Below are 16,388 nucleotides of genomic sequence, written 5' to 3'. Positions count from 1 at the left end.
GCAGACAACAATAAAACGTGGATTATCTGGTCATGTATCGCACCCATATTCTGCTCGCTCGCCGCTTACATCGTAATGGTTGCCATCCACAAAATAGCCAACGATGGAAAACTAATCACAGGGACTCCGTTAGAGGTACTAATCATTGGATTCATATTCCCTTATCTAACATTAAAAATATGGACAATCTCGATACTGCTGACATTTAATTACTTGATTATTAAATCAACAAAAATAACCCAATTTAACAACTGAGTTTTTTGCACCCGCTTACTTTCATGAACACCATATAGGGCAACAATTTTAGTGCCCCCGTACTTCCCTAGTTAAAAATCCAGCAAATCCACCTGTGAAGCATCTAACTGAAATCCTAAAGACTCGATCATGACAAATAAACTCTGCTACTGGAAATTTTGCGCATTGTTATCCCTAACGTTGGCGCTGTTCCACTTATCAATCATAGACGCCCTAAAAAACCATACACTACCATTGGGACCAGGAAGTTTACGCGTTCATTTTCCCGCTGTTGATTCTGTTTTTTAATGTTTCGACAAAAATCCATATCTAAATCAAGCCCAACCCTAGCATTATTTTCCGGAATATCTATCGGATATTTTTGCGGCGTGCTGAGTGGCCTTATAGAATACATAACAACACCTTATGCTATTGAAAAAAAACCAATACTTTATCTAAATTTGGCGAATTCCCCCCTATATTTTTAATCTCCTTCTTGATCCCCCCCTTCTTTACCGGGGGTTGGCTAACAGGTGGAATTACGTTTTTCGTAGCACATAAATACCTCACCCTATTCACCTAAGCACTCATCAGGCGCCGTCGCGGCCGGCGCCTAGGAAAAGCCATTGCGCAGCAGCCGCATCAACTCCTGCGCCGCCACCGGCCGGCTGATCAGATACCCCTGCACCTCATCGCAGCCTTGGGCCCTGAGGAAATCCAGCTGTTCCTGGTTTTCCACACCCTCGGCCACCACCTTCAGTTCCAGGCTGTGGGCCATGGCAATAATCGCCCGGGTGATCGCCGCGTCCTCGCTGCCCTCGCCCAAGCCGCGAATAAAGCTCTGGTCGATTTTCACGTAGTCCACCGGGAAGCGCTTGAGGTAACTGAGGGACGAATAGCCGGTGCCGAAATCATCGATAGCCAGCTTCACCCCCAGGTCGCGCAGTTGCTGGAAGGTGGCGATGATGTGTTCGACGCTGTCGAGCAACTGGCTTTCGGTCAGCTCAAGTTCCAGCAACTCCGGAGCCAGGCCGGTTTCCTCCAGCACCTGGCGCACCAGGCTGACCAGCTTGCCCTGGCGCAACTGATGCACCGACAGGTTCACCGAGACCCTGATCGGCGCCAACCCTTCGCGTTGCCACTCGCACGCCTGCCAGCAGGCCTGGCGCAGCACGAATTCACCGATTGGTCCGATCAGGCCAGTCTCTTCGGCCAGGCCGATGAAGTCGCCCGGCGGCACCTGGCCCAGGGTCGGGTGCTCCCAACGCACCAGCGCCTCGGCGGCGTTCATCCGCCCAGTGGCCAGGCACAGCTTGGGTTGGTAGAAGACCCTCAGTTGCCGCTCTTCGATGGCCTTGCGCAGTTGGTTCTCCAGCTGCAAACGCTCCAGGGTGCTGGCCTGCAAGCTGTCGGTGTAGAACTGGAAGTTGTTTCCGCCCAGGTGCTTGGCATGCTGCATGGCGATGTTCGACTGGCTGAGCAGCACCGGGATTTCCCGCGCATTGTCCGGCAACAGGCTGATACCCATGGACGCGCTGACCACCAGTTCGTGTTCATCGATGGTCACCGGCACCCGCAGCTTGGCGAGCAGACGGGTCGCCACCCGGGCCAGGCTGGAGAGATTGCCGTAGGCGTCGAACAACACGGCGAACTCGTCCCCGGACAAACGGGCGATGGTGTTGGCTTCCGGCAAGGCGTTGACCAGGCGCCGGGCCATCTGCTGCAACAACTGGTCGGCGATTTCATGGCCGAGGCTGTCGTTGAGCAATTTGAAGCGGTCCAGGTTGATGTGCAGCAACGCCAGGCTGCGGCCGCCCTGGCGAGCCTGCTGATGGGCCTCATACAGGCGTTCGCGGAACAACGAACGGTTCGCCAGCCCGGTCAGTTCGTCATAGTGGGTCAGGTAGCGCATGCGCTCTTCGGATTCACGCCGGGCCGACAGATCGGCGAAGAAGCCCACGATATGACTGACATTGCCCCGCGTATCGCGCACCACATTCAGTTGCAGCCATTGCGGGTACAGCTCGCCACTCTTGCGCGCCTCGACCAGTTCGCCCTGCCAGCTGCCGTGCTGCTCCAGCGCCTGGTGGATGGTTGCATAGTGGCGCCGGGCATCGCGGCTGCACGGCAGGTCGACCACATTGCGCCCGAGCATGTCCTCGGGCAGGTAACCGGTCACCTGGCTGAACGCCTGGTTGATCGCCAGCAGGATGTAGTTCGGGTCGAAAATCACGATGCCTTCACTGGCGGCCTCGAAGACCGTCGCGGCCAGTTGGCGCTGGGCTTCCTGCTCCTTGTGCGCGCTGATATCACGCCGGGTGCCGACCATGCGCAACACCCGACCGCCGGCGGTACGCTCGACCGCCCGCCCGCGGTCCTCGATCCAGACCCAATGGCCATCGCCATGCCGGACCCGGTACTCGATCAGATAATCCTCGGTACGCCCCTTCAAATGCTCCACCAGCGCGTGCTTGAGCATCGGTACATCGGCGGGGTGCAGGCGCGGCTTGAGGTGGCCGAGTATCGAGGTCACGTATTCCGGGTCGAGGCCGAACAGCTCCTTGATCTGGGTGTGATGCACCTCGTCAGTCTGCAGGTTCCAGTCCCACAGCCCGAGTTCGCTGGCCTGCAACGCCAGGGCCAGGCGCGTTTCGCTTTTGCTCAGGGCCTGGTTCGCCGCGTCCAGCTCCAGGCTGCGCTGGGCGACCCGGCTTTCCAGGCCGACCTGGGCCTCGCGCAGCTCCTGTTCGGCGCGGCGACGCTGCTCGATTTCCCGCGCCAACTCCTGGTTGAGTTGTTCGCTACGGGTTTGCGCCTGTTGCAGGCTCTCGATCAGCGCCTGGTTCTGGAAGCGCCGTAACAGCCCGCGCCGGATCAGGCGATTGACCTGCAGGGCGACCACGCTCAGCGACGCCAGCAGGATCAGCCCGAGCCAGCCCCAGCCTTGCTGTTGTTCGCCACCGCCCCAGAACAGGTAGCCGATGGCCGGCAACAGGCAGGGCAAGGTAAAGGTCAGGAACGCCGGGATGCTCACGGCATAGGCCACGCTGGCGGACAGCGTGGCGGCACCGATCAGGCCGAAGACCCAGGCCTGCTCGAGAAAACTGTCGGTGGGCACCAGGGCAATGCCGGCGCAGGCCAGGGTCAGGCCACTGACCGCCGAGCCCAGCAGAAACATGCGTCGCCAGATCGGCTGGGCCTGGCGACTGGGTATCGCCGAATCGAACGCCGCCACCTGGATCACGCGCAAGGCCACCAGCGCCATCAACCACACCAACCAGACGCTGACCAGCAGGTAGCGCTGCGGGCTCCAGAGCAACCAGGCGCAGACCAGACCGTTCAACAACATGAATAAAGTCGGCAGCAACGACCCCTGGTACAACAGGCGCGTCCGTTCGACTGTCAGTTCAGTGGCGAACTGTTTGTGGATAACCCGCCCAGCCGCCATCGAGGGGCTCAGCGCGTCAAAGCTCTGGGTCATGGGCAGTATTCTTATAATGGTTAAGCCATAAACGTGGCAGGAGCATACACAAGCATCCGGCTGGACCAAACTGCCTCAAGTCATAAAATGTAATGAATTACCCAGGAGCCAGAGCCCTTGTTCAGGGCCAAAGCAAGGCCCCACGCCGCCTGTAGCCGATGACTGACCGGTCGTCACAGCCGATCTTTTTATCTGCCGCGGCGCGAGTCCCGGCATAAGAGCCGCCGCTCAGCATTAGGGTTTGCCCGTCCAGGCCCGGCACCCTAGAATGCGTCGATGCGCGATGATCTCTCCTTTTTGCTGAACTCCCTCAACGATGCCCAACGCCAGGCCGTAGCCGCTCCCGTTGGCCGTCAGTTGGTCCTGGCCGGTGCCGGCTCGGGTAAGACCCGGGTGCTGGTGCACCGTATCGCCTGGTTGATCCAGGTCGAAAACGCCTCGTCCCATTCGATCCTGTCGGTGACCTTCACCAACAAGGCCGCTGCCGAGATGCGCCATCGCATCGAGCAGTTGCTGGGCATCAGCCCGGCCGGCATGTGGGTCGGCACCTTCCACGGACTGGCACACCGGCTGTTGCGGGCGCACTGGCAGGAAGCCGGCCTGAGCCAGACCTTCCAGATCCTCGACAGCGACGACCAGCAACGGCTGGTCAAGCGGGTGATCCGCGACCTCGGCCTCGACGAACAGCGCTGGCCGGCTCGCCAGGCCCAGTGGTTTATCAACGGCCAGAAGGACGAGGGCCTGCGCCCGCAGCATATCCAGGCCAGCGGTGACCTGTTCCTGGCGACCATGCGCAGCATCTATGAAGCCTACGAGGCCGCCTGCGCCCGCGCCGGGGTCATCGACTTCTCCGAGCTGCTGCTGCGCGCCCTGGACCTGTGGCGCGACCATCCGGGCCTGTTGGCGCACTACCAGAAGCGCTTCCGGCACATCCTGGTGGACGAGTTCCAGGACACCAACGCCGTGCAGTACGCCTGGTTGCGCCTGCTGGCCCAGGGCGGCGACAGCCTGATGGTGGTCGGCGACGACGACCAGTCGATCTACGGCTGGCGCGGCGCGAAAATCGAGAACATCCACCAGTATTCCGCCGACTTCGCGGATGCCGTGACCATCCGCCTGGAGCAGAACTACCGCTCCACCGCCGGCATCCTCAAGGCCGCCAACGCCCTGATCGCCCACAACACCGGGCGCCTGGGCAAGGAGTTGTGGACCGACGGCGGCGACGGCGAGGCGATCAACCTCTATGCGGCCTTTAACGAACACGACGAAGCGCGCTACGTGGTGGAAACCATCGAAAGCGCCCTGAAAACCGGTCTGGCCCGCAGCGATATCGCCATCCTCTACCGCTCCAACGCCCAGTCCCGGGTGCTGGAAGAAGCCTTGCTGCGCGAACGCATTCCGTACCGTATCTATGGCGGCCAGCGCTTCTTCGAACGGGCGGAAATCAAGAACGCCATGGCCTACCTGCGCCTGCTCGAAGGCCGTGGCAACGACGCGGCGCTGGAGCGGGTGATCAACGTCCCGGCCCGTGGGATCGGCGAGAAAACCGTCGAGGCCATCCGCGAACATGCCCGCCACAGCGAGCTGTCGATGTGGGAAGCCCTGCGCCAGCTGGTCGCCAACAAGGCCCTGGCCGGACGTGCCGCCGGGGCGCTGGGGGTATTCATCGAGCTGATCGAGGACCTCGCGGCGAAAACCCGGGACATGCCACTGCACCTGATGACCCAGGTGGTCATCGAGCAGTCCGGGCTGATCGCCTACCACGAAGCGGAAAAAGGCGAGAAAGGCCAGGCCCGGGTGGAAAACCTTGAGGAACTGGTCAGCGCCGCGCGCAACTTCGAGGCCGCCGAAGAAGACGCCGAGCTGTCGCCGCTGGCCGCCTTCCTCGGCCACGCGTCGCTGGAAGCCGGCGACACCCAGGCCGACGAGCACGAAGACAGCATTCAGTTGATGACCCTGCACAGCGCCAAGGGCCTGGAATTCCCCTACGTGTTCCTGGTGGGCATGGAAGAAGGCCTGTTCCCCCACAAGATGAGCCTGGAAGAACCCGGCCGCCTTGAGGAAGAACGCCGGCTGGCCTACGTCGGCATCACCCGGGCGATGCAGAACCTGGTGCTGACCTACGCCGAGACCCGCCGCCTGTATGGCAGCGAGACCTACAACAAGGTTTCGCGCTTCGTCCGCGAAGTGCCGAAGGGGCTGATCCAGGAAGTGCGCCTGTCCAACAGCGTCAGCCGACCGTTCGGCGGCGCCCAGACGCAAGTCAGCAGCAGCCTGTTCGGCGGCAGCGACATTCCGGACACCGGTTTCAGCCTCGGCCAGACCGTGCGCCACAGCATCTTCGGCGACGGCGTGATCCTCAACTTCGAAGGCGCCGGCGCCCAGGCCCGGGTCCAGGTGAATTTCAGCGAAGGCAGCAAGTGGCTGATGCTCGGCTACGCCAAGCTGGAAGCGGTCTGACCGTGACGTTCAAGTGTTTCCGCACCCCGTATGGAAACGCTTGGACACCCGCCCCGAGAGCACGCCATGCCGGTCCAATCATTCAATCGAGGTCGTGACACACCATGGGCTCAGGCTTTTTTTCTTCGTGGACATTCTGGGCCCTGCTCTCGGCGACTTTCGCCGCCCTGACGGCGATCTTCGCCAAGATCGGCATCGATAACGTCAACTCGGACTTCGCCACCCTGCTGCGTACCATCGTGGTATTGGTCAGCCTGGCCTTGATTTTGTACGCAACGGGCCAATATCAGTCATTGAGTTCGATTTCCGCCAGGAGCTACCTGTTCCTGCTGTTGTCGGGCCTGGCCACCGGTGCCTCGTGGTTGTGCTACTTCCGCGCGCTGAAGGTCGGCCCGGCCTCGCTGGTCGCCCCGGTGGACAAGCTCAGTGTGGTATTCGTCGCCGTCATCAGCGTGCTGCTGCTGGGCGAGAAGCTCGACCTGCGCCAATGGGGCGGTATCGGCCTGATTACCGCTGGCGTGGTCATGCTGGCTCTTCGACGCTAGTCGGGATATTTCACACAGAGTTTATCGACTCGCATTACGCAATAAACGGCATCGGCACAGTGGCCTTTCATGAAACCTTCAGGTGGGGCATGAGAGGATCAGGCAAAAGCCGGAAACACTCTCGCGCTAGCCAGTAACATTTCACCTGTGCAGTATGGCGCGCGTGCACTCCACAAACGGGAATACCCTTATGCAACGTTTTCTCAGTATCGTCCTGGCGCTCTGCATCGGTCTGACGATGAGCCTGGATGCTAACGCCAAGCGCTTCGGCGGCGGCAAGAGCATGGGCTCTGCCCCCAGCCATCAAACCAGCCAGATGGCCCCTTCCGCGGGTGTCGGTGGCGCAGCCGCGACAGCCGGTGCTGCCGGTGCCGCGGGCGCTGCCGCCAAAGCCGGCGGTGCTTCGCGCTGGTTGGGCCCGCTGGCCGGCATCGCCGCCGGTGGCCTGCTCGCCTCCATGTTCATGGGCGGCGGCTTCCAGGGCATGCAGTTCTTCGACATCCTGATCATGGCGATCATCGCTTTCGTGATCTTCCGCTTCATTGCCGCCCGTCGACGCAAGCAGCAGGAGCACATGGCCCCGGCCGGCGCGCCGTTCCAGCGTGAAGCGTTCGAGCAACCGGCGCAGCCGCAGAACTCGATCTTCGGTGGTTCCGCCCCCGTCGCCCAGCGCCGCGTGATCAACGCACCGGCCTGGTTCAACGAGGAGCGCTTCCTGGAAGCTGCCCGCAGTCACTTCCAGGCGCTGCAGCAGCACTGGGATGCCAACGAGATGGACAAGATCGCCGAGTTCGTCACCCCGCAGATGCTGCAATTCCTGAAACAGGAACGGGCGAACGAAGGTGACGGCTTCCAGTCCACCTACATCGAGAACCTGCACGTGCAGTTGGACGGCCTGGACGATCGCGCCGACAAGACCATCGCCACCCTGACCTTCAGCGGTGTGTCGAAGAACTCGCGTTTCGACCAGGGCGAAGCTTTCAGCGAAAGCTGGAACATGGAGCGTCCACAAGGCGACAACCAGCCTTGGCTGGTGGCCGGTATTCGCCAGAACGGCTGATCCACGGCTCGCGCTGAAAAAAGCTACAAAAACCCCGGACCTGTCCGGGGTTTTGCATTTCACAATTGTACTTTTTGCAAGCTACTGTATAAGACCCGTGATACGAACCGCGCCATAAAGCAAGAGGATTGAGGCCGTGGAAGAAGTCATTGAACAATTGCGTGAAGCCAACGAACCCGTGCCGGTGCCTTTGGAGTTGCCCGACGAGGATCAGTTGGTCGAAGTCGAAGAGGAGTTGTTCATCAACATCCCCTTCGTTTTCAAGGAATTCCTGCTGACCGTCAGTGACGTGGTGTATGGCAGCCTGGAGCCGGTGACCGTGACCGATCCGCAGTCGCACACCTACCTGCCCGATGTCGCCGCCAATGCCTGGGATTCCGGTGTGCCCCGGGACCTGATCCCGATCTGCCAGGACGGTGACAACTACTACTGCGTCGAGGAAGACGGCACCGTGGTGCTGTGGTCCGGTGAAGAAGAGCTGATCACCGAAGAGTCCTGGGAATCGGTATGGCACTGGGCGCGGGATGTGTGGCTGGAAAGCTGATCCGCGCCAGCCCGATGACCCCTACTTGTAGAGACCGTCTCTTGACCCTCATCGTGCAAAAGCGATGTTTGGGTCAGACGGTATGCCTTGCCGTCTCAAACCCCCTGGAAGCCCGACAAGCCATTGGCGGCACGTCAACTTTGAGTGATGCCCTCGGCGGAGTTCTCAGCACCGTTTTACGGGTAGCAAATCAGTGCCGACGGATAACTAGCAATCTCGCAAAACGGATCAAGAGGGGTCGACAAGGCACTTACCCAAACGCCCTGGCTAAGAGGATCAGTCGTGTCCCTTGTCGACCAAGGTAAACACCAGGCCGCACACGGATTTATCTAGCAAATACTGTGCTGCTACCTTCGCATTCGGATGGGACTCGACTCCGAGTCGATATGCATCCCACCCCCCTGTAGTGCCGATGGGTAGCGGCAACTTCACTGGTCCCTTGGACTCATAGGGTTCCCCGAGCATTGTGCGGATGCCTGCTTGGTCCATGGCAAGGGTGAATGGGGTAGGTAACTCCCCGGTGTAAACAGGCTCATTCTTCGCCAGAGCAATTAAGCAAAAGACTACCCGCTCCAATCGCCTGGTTTCAGCCCAAAACCACAATTCAATACCTGGTTCAGGCTTATGAATAAAATCCTCATTTTGGCTGTTTTCGAATAACGGTTTTATTGATCCGGGTTGAATCATACCCTCGGCGAGAAGCTCGTCGTAAGTACGACCAAGACCTATTACCAACCGATTGATTTTTGCTGCATCCATTAGTACCACCCCTGCTCTTCGTTGACCTTGTGCATTTGGGAACGGACCGTCTCAAGGTCAAACTCGGCAAAGCCATGCTCCACGAGATATGGCTTAATCGCGTCGAAATTGCTGTCTACAGCGCCACGAAGGTCGCCGGCATCTAGCGCTTGTTTTTCCTTTGTGTTTCGCCAGCCATAGGTTTCACTGAATTTCTGATGAACATATGCCGGAATGGCAATGCTAGCAGCGCTTTTTAAAGCCTCGTCAATCTGCTTCTCTGTGAAGCTTATCGCGCTACTTTCCAGATAACGCCTTATCGCCGCCTGTGAGGGCATATGATCCGCCTGCAAACCATTGCGTAGCCTTCCGATAAACGACCCAAAGGTGCCCACTTCAAGCGGTTTCAAGGCCGGCTTGGCAAACACCAAATACAACGGCGGCACGCCGGAGTCAGCCGGAAACGTGATGATCGTATCCTGCCACGTCAGATCCTCGGCGTCCTGTCCGGGGTAGTGGGTCAGCTGTGTTTCCTGGCCCACCGGGATTGGATGGACCAGCAGGTTATCGAGCCGTTCAGACGTGCCGGGATAAGGGGTCGGCACATTGACCACCGGACCGTTGTTCGGGGTCCAGGTGATGCTGATGCCGTCCAGGTCGGCCACCATGGCGCTCTCGCCGATATTCCAGCGGGCCTGGGTAACGGGTACGCGATCCGCGCCGTTGCCCGGTCTCGTGTGCAGGCCGTAGACCCGCATTTTTCCCGCGTCATCGTAACGGAACTGGAAGCGCACCCGGGTACTGGCCGAACGCATATTGGCCAACTGCTCTGGGGTGTAGAGCGTCGAGTCGCCGATAGCCCTTGGCCAGAAAGCCAGCAGCACGACGTTCAATGCCGGGCTGGCTCCGGCGGCGGCTCCGCTGAATCCGCGTACAGCCCAGGCGCCAAGGTCGCGGCCCAAGGTTCCGGCGATTCGCCCGAGCGTGCCGGCGGTGCCCGTCGACGCCAGCAGCGCCGTGGCGCCAAAGTTGTCCGCGGGTTCGGCGACCGTGCCGGCATCGGTCGAGCCGGCGGGCACGCTGACGCAGGACTTGGCGAACACGCAGGTCTGACTTGAACCAGGCGTCGCGCCGGGCACCGTCGGGTTGAGGTGTGGCGCGCCGTGCGGTTGAGGGGCTTCGCTGATCGGCTCGGAGCGAGCGGCACGAGACGGTCGCTCGACAGGCGCGATCAGCCGGTTAGTGCCGGGAGGACAGCCACAGCGGACTTCGGCGCCATCCAGCACGGTGGGAATACCAAGCCATCTCATGGCCGGCAGGCTCTCGACGATGGCGCCGGTTTTACCGCACTTCTTGCATGCGGTGGTGACATCCCCGAGCCGCAATACACCTCGCCGCCTTTGTGCCGCCTTGGGCAGGCTGCTGATGCACACCGCTCCGGTAGTCGTCAGGTCACCGTGTAACCCTTGGCCGATTCCGTTGGCTGTTCCACGTCCCATGGTTCAGCCCTCAATCGTGGCTGGAAAATCCTCTGCCATCGGCACGCCATCAGGTGCTACGGACAAACCAAGGTCTTGCGGTGTATTGCGAAGAAATTCCGAGGAGACTTCATGGGAAAAAGAGAGGTGTAACCGTGCATTCATTTCCATATCCTGATTCTTGTGGTTTTTGAGTAGAACGTCGAGCCAAGCGAAATATCGCGGTGATGCCTCGCGAATGAGCTGGCGGGACGCTAACAGGCCACGGTTCCAATGGCATCGCCATCGGGAACTATCAGGAAATTACGTAGAAAGTTTTGGTCAGATTCCTACAGATCCCCCCCCTACCGACAACTTTCGGCCAGAAACGGATGTCTTGGGTGTCAACTGCCCAGTGTTTTCGTGCATCGGGATTGAAAAACAGGACAAGGGTGTCAGCGGTATTGGATTGAAACGCAATGTAGCTAGCCATGTGTGAATCCTTCTCATTGAAAGACCACCACCATCCGCCGCGATGCTGAAGGGTGGCTGCTGTGCAAAGGTTCGCGGACCGGACACATAGCAATCCGGCACACCCGAAGGTGTTCCTCACACAGCCCCATAACACAGGTACAGGTCCTCAGTGCCCCGCCGAATCGCTCTTCTGCTCCAGCGTCTCCAGCAAGGCAACCTGCATCCGCGTATGCACACGCACAAACCAACGCCACAGCAGCGCCGCTACCGCCGCCGCAACCACCGCGATCAGCACCAGCAACTCGCCGGTGGGCAGAATGCTCGCCGACAGCGCCGACAACAGCAGGTAAATCACCAGCAGCGACAACAGCGGAATCATCTCGGCGATCACCCGCCTGACCCGCTGGGTGTGCCGTCCCGCCACCTCGGCTTTCACGCCCATCTCTGCCAGCAGCATCGACAGCGTCTTGAGCTTGCGGTACGCCGCGATCAGGAAGGGTAGCGACAACAGCAGTGCCCCGCCCCAGATCAGGCCCTTGTGCCAGCTCGGCTCATTGATCCAGTCGGCCAGATAATCGGCAATCGGCGCCGCGAAGAAGCCCCCGGCAAAGAAGATCGCCATCACCAGCGCCAGGTTGACCCCCACCTGCAACAGGATCCGCCGGATCATCGCCGCCAGCAGCGCGCCCTCGCCCTGGGGCTGGATGCTGCGCAGCCACTCACCGTAGAACCCGAACACCCGCGCCAGGCGCCGTGGCATCACCGCCGCCAGCTTCAGTGATAGAGGATCCGCCGCGCGGATCAGATAGGGCGTCAGCAACGTGGTGATCACCGAGACGGCCACCGCCACCGGATAGAGGAAGTCACTGGTGACCTGCAAGGTCATCCCCAGCGCCGCGATGATGAAAGAGAACTCGCCGATCTGCGACAGCCCCATTCCCACCCGCAACGACGTGCGGCCATCGTTGCCGGCAATAAACGCCCCCAGCCCGCAGGAGAGCATCTTGCCCAGCACCACCGCGACGGTGATCACGACAATCGGCCAGGCGTAATCGAGCAGGATCGCCGGATCGATCATCAAGCCGATGGCAACGAAGAAAATCGCGCTGAACAGGTCACGAATCGGTTCGATCAGGCGCTCGATTTTCAGCAACTGACGGGACTCGGCCATGATCGCGCCGATCAGAAACGCCCCCAGGACCATGCTGTATTCCAGCTTGACCACCAGCAGGCAGAAGCCGAAACACAGGCCCAGCACGGTGATCAGCAGCATCTCGTTGCTTTCGAAGCGGGCGACATAGGCCAATAGCCGTGGCACCAGCAAGATGCCGACCACCAGGGCAACGATCATGAACAGCGACAGCTTGCCCACGGTGGAGAACACTTCGCCCGAGCTCACGGTGCCGCTGACGGCAATGCTCGACAGCAAGGCGATAATGCCGATACCGAGGATGTCCTCGACGATCAGCACGCCGAAGATCAGCTGGGCGAAGCGCTGGTTCTTCATCTTCAGGTCGTTGAGAGCCTTGACGATGATGGTGGTCGAGGAAATCGCCAGGATCGCGCCGAGGAACAGCGAATCCATGGTGTTCCAGTCGAACCAGCGGCCGATTTCGTAGCCGATCCAGATCATCAGTACGATTTCCAGGAACGCCGCGATAAACGCCGTGGCCCCGACCTTGAACAGCTTGCCCAGGCTGAACTCCAGGCCCAGGCAGAACATCAGGAAAATCACCCCCAGTTCGGCCAGGGTCCTGATGGTGTCTTCGTCGTGGATCAGGCCGAACGGCGGCGTGTGCGGCCCGATGATAAAACCGGCGACGATATAGCCGAGCACCACCGGTTGCTTGAAGCGATGGAAGAGGATGGTCACCACACCAGCCACCAGCATGATCACGGCCAGGTCCTGGATAAAACTGATGGCATGCATGACGTGGCGCTCCTTGCTGTTCGGAAAGCGGCCATGGGACAGCCTTTTGAGCCGTCAGCAATCACCGTTCCTAGTGTGAGAATTTTCTATGGCATGGCTTTCTGAAGGTTATCACCGCGACTTCCGACAAAAAGCCGGTGCAATATGTAGAAACAGATCCCTTGAAGCGTGACGATGGCCCGGTCGACGGCGTCCCGTTATCGAGTGTCCGTGAAAATGAAGGAAGCGCCCGTAGAGGTGCCTGAGCCAATCCCTGCCTACCCAACCGTGAGCGTGCTATGGAACCCGGAAATGCCCAGCTGTCGATGACTGTTTTGATGACCCCGGACATGGCCAACTTTTCTGGCAATGTCCACGGCGGCACCCTGCTCAAGTACCTGGATGAAGTGGCCTACGCCTGTGCCAGCCGTTATGCTGGCCGCTATGTGGTGACCCTGTCGGTGGACCAGGTGATTTTCCGCGAGCCGATCCACGTCGGCGAACTGGTGACCTTCCTGGCGTCGGTCAACTACACCGGCAACACCTCCATGGAGGTGGGCATCAAGGTGGTGACGGAGAATATTCGCGAGCGTTCGGTGCGCCACACCAATAGCTGCTTCTTCACCATGGTCGCGGTCGACGACCAGCGCAAGCCGGCCGCCGTGCCGCCGTTGCAGCCGCACAGCAGCGAGGACAAGCGTCGCTATGTGCAGGCGCAGCAGCGTCGGCAGATTCGCCAGGAACTGGAAAAGCGTTACCAGGAAATCAAGGCCGACGGCCCTTGATCGAAGGGAAACTCAGGACCTGTAGAGCCCACCTGGACTGAACACAGTCACTCTGGGAACGGTACTTGTGTGTGGGAGCGGTGCTTGCCCGCGAAAAGAGCACCGCGGTGCCGGCAGATACACCGCGTCATCGTTCTTCGCGGGCAAGCACCGCTCCCACACCATCAGCGATCCATTGCTCCGACAAAAAAGTAGCCACCCGCTGCTCCCCAAAAAGCAGCAGCGCGCTGACCGCCAGGCTGATCAGAGGCTGATCGACTCCGCTTCGAACCGCACCCGCGGATGCGCGATGCGGTCCTGGGCCCGCACCAGCTCCAGCTCGTAACTGGCGCAGGCCTGGGTTTCCAGCAGCACCTCATGCACCGCCGAGGCAGCGAACTCGAACGCCGCCACCAGGCTATCCCCCAGCAGCACCCGCGCCAGGAACAGCCCCGAGGTCAGGTCGCCGACGCCCACCGGCTGCTTCGGGAAGGCCAGCAAGGGGCGGCGCAGATGCCAGCTGCCCTCGGCGGTCACCAGGAGCATCTCGAAACTCTCCGCCGGCTTGCCCGGATAGGCCAGGTGCTTGACCAGCACCGCCTTCGGTCCCCGCGCCAGCAGGCTGCGGGCCATGGCCAGACAATCGAACAGGGAGTTCGGTGCCCGTGCGCAGAAGCTGTCGAGCTCAAGCTGGTTGGGGCAGAGGAAATCAGCCATGACCGCCGCTTCTTCCAACAGGAAATCACTGACCTCGGTCGGCACGCTGCAACCTTTCTCCGGATGGCCCATCACCGGGTCGCAGAGGTACAGGGCATTGGGGTTGATCGCCTTGATCCGCGCCACACCGCCAAGGATCGCCCGCCCTTGGGCCGCGCTGCCAAGGTAGCCGGACAACACCGCATCGCAGTTGCCCAGTTCACCGATGGCGGCGATCCCCTCGACCAGTTCGGGAATCCGCTGCGGCGCCAGCACTTCACCCGCCCACTGCCCGTATTGGGTGTGGTTGGAGAACTGCACGGTGTTCAACGGCCAGACATTGACCCCAACGCGCTGCATGGGGAAAACCGCCGCACTGTTGCCGGCATGGCCGAAAACCACGTGGGATTGAATGGCGAGCAGATGGGGAGTGCGTTTCATTCCGTATTCCAGAAGGCCGGTGGATTCAAGCCGCTGAGTATGCGACTAAACAGAGCCTGTACGACAGACCGGGGAGCCAGTTAAGCTGAGCTGACTTTGTTGGAGTGGCGTTCATGCTGACCCTCGGAAATATGTTCGTGCTGATGTTGCTGGCGACCGGTGCTGCCTGGCTCTGGCACAACCATGGCCTGCGCGAACGGGCGCTGGAGCGGGTCAAGCAGCACTGCGCCAAGCTCGACATCGAGCTGCTCGATGGCGCCGTCGCCCTCAAGCGCATCGGTTTTGTCCGTGACGCCCATGGTCGGCGGCGCCTGGCGCGGATCTACAACTTCGAGTTCACCGTCACCGGCGAGCAGCGTCACGCCGGGACCATCACCCAGTTCGGCGCCCACAGCGCCCATATCGAGCTGGCGCCCTACCCGTTCGAAGCCAAGCCGCCTGTGCATAGCGCCGAAGTGATCGAATTGAGCCAATGGCGCCAGGATCATGGCAAGGACCACACCAATTCGCGACGCTGAAAACGCCCTGATGACCTTGCCGGCGATAGCAATGTCATACTCACCGTTGTCATCCCGACAAACGACACTGCGCAATTCCGGCATTTAGCCACTCCATCTCCTGCTTTTCCCCGAAGATCAGCTCAATACGCGAATCCCGCCGCCATTCGCTGGGCTGCCACTGCACCGTCAAGTTATCCACAGCATTGGCGGAAACCCAGCCGTCCGGGCTGTGGATAACCAATTTGGCCCGCAACCAATCCAGCCCGGACAACCAGCGCTGGAGCTTTTCCGTATCGAAGCGCTGGCTCGGATGCCAGCGCCAACCGATGCTCCAGTTGCCGTCCTGGGCGTGGTCCAGGCAGATCGGTTGGGCCGGGTCGGTCCAGATCGCCGGCAATGGAGCGTTGCCCGGTGCGCCTGCGGAAAGCGCGATATCACCGTCGGTCTGAGCCTGCCCGCGATCGCCGCGATCCAGGGCAAGCAACTCAGCCAACCCCAACACCCCCTGCTCCGTCCAGCACACGGGCCCTTCAGGCAGCCGGGACAGCACCCGTTGCCGTTCAAACTCGTCCAACCCTGCGGACTTGTTCAACACCCGCAGCCCTGCCAGCCCCAGCGCTTCCTGCTGTGATTCCGGCAACGGTTTACCCGCCGCCAGGGCCCGGGCGTCCAGCACCAGCACGCAAGGCTGTAGCGCCAGGACTCCCAACCATGGCGCCTCGGCCAGTTGCTTGAGAATCTGCGCCGGATGCCCCAACCCGGAGGGTTCGATCAACAACCGGTCCGGCCGCGCCTTGCGCAACAGTCGCGTCAACCCGATCTGGAACGGCGCGCCGTTGACGCAACAGACACAACCGCCTGCCACTTCCCCCAGTGCGATACCATCATCACCCTGGGTCAGCAGCGCGGCGTCCAGGCCGATCTGGCCGAATTCGTTGATCAGCACTGCCCAGCGCTCGCCCTCCGGCCTTTGCGCCAGCAGTTGCCGAATCAGGGTGGTCTTACCCGCGCCCAGCGGGCCGGCGATGACATGGGTGGGAATGTTCTGCAACATATAGGGCCGATGATCTGAAAGAGATAAATGA

Annotated in this window: 12 protein-coding genes; 6 read left to right on the top strand and 6 right to left on the bottom strand. The window is 60.6% G+C overall.

Annotated features, from left to right (window positions below; genetic code table 11):
• Positions 1-847 precede the first annotated feature (847 nt).
• Positions 848-3,715, bottom strand: a complete 2,868-nt coding sequence (locus tag M5B99_RS15610; protein WP_248804889.1) for an EAL domain-containing protein — start codon at positions 3,713-3,715, stop codon at positions 848-850.
• Between the two features lie 276 nt (positions 3,716-3,991).
• On the opposite strand from M5B99_RS15610, the gene uvrD reads away from it, so the two are divergent.
• The 4 genes from uvrD (at position 3,992) to M5B99_RS15590 (ending at position 8,324) form a co-directional block, all read left to right on the top strand.
• Positions 3,992-6,175, top strand: coding sequence for a DNA helicase II (uvrD, locus tag M5B99_RS15605; protein WP_248804888.1), 2,184 nt, complete (start codon positions 3,992-3,994; stop codon positions 6,173-6,175).
• A 104-nt stretch (positions 6,176-6,279) separates the two neighbouring features.
• A complete protein-coding gene (locus M5B99_RS15600; RefSeq protein ID WP_248804887.1) occupies positions 6,280-6,720 on the top strand; it encodes an EamA family transporter in 441 nt (146 codons plus the stop codon).
• A 190-nt stretch (positions 6,721-6,910) separates the two neighbouring features.
• On the top strand, positions 6,911-7,780 hold the full coding sequence (locus M5B99_RS15595) for a Tim44 domain-containing protein (protein WP_248804886.1): 870 nt from the start codon (positions 6,911-6,913) through the stop codon (positions 7,778-7,780).
• A gap of 136 nt (positions 7,781-7,916) precedes the next feature.
• Positions 7,917-8,324: an SMI1/KNR4 family protein gene (locus M5B99_RS15590; RefSeq protein ID WP_017129371.1), complete on the top strand. Its 408-nt coding sequence runs from the start codon at positions 7,917-7,919 to the stop codon at positions 8,322-8,324.
• 276 nt (positions 8,325-8,600) lie between these two features.
• Here the strand turns inward: M5B99_RS15590 and M5B99_RS15585 are convergent, their stop codons facing one another.
• From M5B99_RS15585 to M5B99_RS15575, 3 genes are all read right to left on the bottom strand, one after another.
• A complete protein-coding gene (locus tag M5B99_RS15585) occupies positions 8,601-9,083 on the bottom strand; it encodes a DUF6392 family protein (RefSeq protein WP_248804885.1) in 483 nt (160 codons plus the stop codon).
• Positions 9,083-10,561 (bottom strand): S-type pyocin domain-containing protein, encoded by a 1,479-nt coding sequence (locus M5B99_RS15580; RefSeq protein ID WP_248804884.1) that lies wholly within the window; start codon positions 10,559-10,561, stop codon positions 9,083-9,085. Before M5B99_RS15580 ends, M5B99_RS15585 begins: the two co-directional genes overlap by 1 nt.
• A gap of 598 nt (positions 10,562-11,159) precedes the next feature.
• On the bottom strand, positions 11,160-12,923 hold the full coding sequence (locus M5B99_RS15575) for a cation:proton antiporter (RefSeq protein ID WP_248804883.1): 1,764 nt from the start codon (positions 12,921-12,923) through the stop codon (positions 11,160-11,162).
• A gap of 278 nt (positions 12,924-13,201) precedes the next feature.
• On the opposite strand from M5B99_RS15575, the gene M5B99_RS15570 reads away from it, so the two are divergent.
• Positions 13,202-13,687: an acyl-CoA thioesterase gene (locus tag M5B99_RS15570; protein ID WP_248799067.1), complete on the top strand. Its 486-nt coding sequence runs from the start codon at positions 13,202-13,204 to the stop codon at positions 13,685-13,687.
• Positions 13,688-13,930: 243 nt separating this feature from the next.
• On the opposite strand, the gene pdxY is transcribed toward M5B99_RS15570, so the two are convergent.
• Complete coding sequence (pdxY, locus tag M5B99_RS15565; RefSeq protein WP_248804882.1) at positions 13,931-14,803, bottom strand: pyridoxal kinase PdxY; 873 nt, start codon at positions 14,801-14,803, stop codon at positions 13,931-13,933.
• Between the two features lie 113 nt (positions 14,804-14,916).
• Between pdxY and M5B99_RS15560 the strand changes: the two genes are divergently transcribed.
• Entirely contained in the window at positions 14,917-15,321 is a 405-nt protein-coding gene (locus M5B99_RS15560) for a DUF3301 domain-containing protein (RefSeq protein ID WP_248804881.1), read from the top strand.
• A 49-nt stretch (positions 15,322-15,370) separates the two neighbouring features.
• On the opposite strand, the gene M5B99_RS15555 is transcribed toward M5B99_RS15560, so the two are convergent.
• Positions 15,371-16,357 (bottom strand): CobW family GTP-binding protein, encoded by a 987-nt coding sequence (locus M5B99_RS15555; RefSeq protein ID WP_248804880.1) that lies wholly within the window; start codon positions 16,355-16,357, stop codon positions 15,371-15,373.
• Positions 16,358-16,388: the final 31 nt, after the last annotated feature.

It is taken from the genome of Pseudomonas sp. MWU13-2100 (assembly GCF_023242365.1).
Taxonomy (GTDB): Bacteria; Pseudomonadota; Gammaproteobacteria; order Pseudomonadales; family Pseudomonadaceae; genus Aquipseudomonas.
Note: the sequence above shows the minus strand (reverse complement) of the source record. Positions and strands in the feature narration are given on the sequence as shown.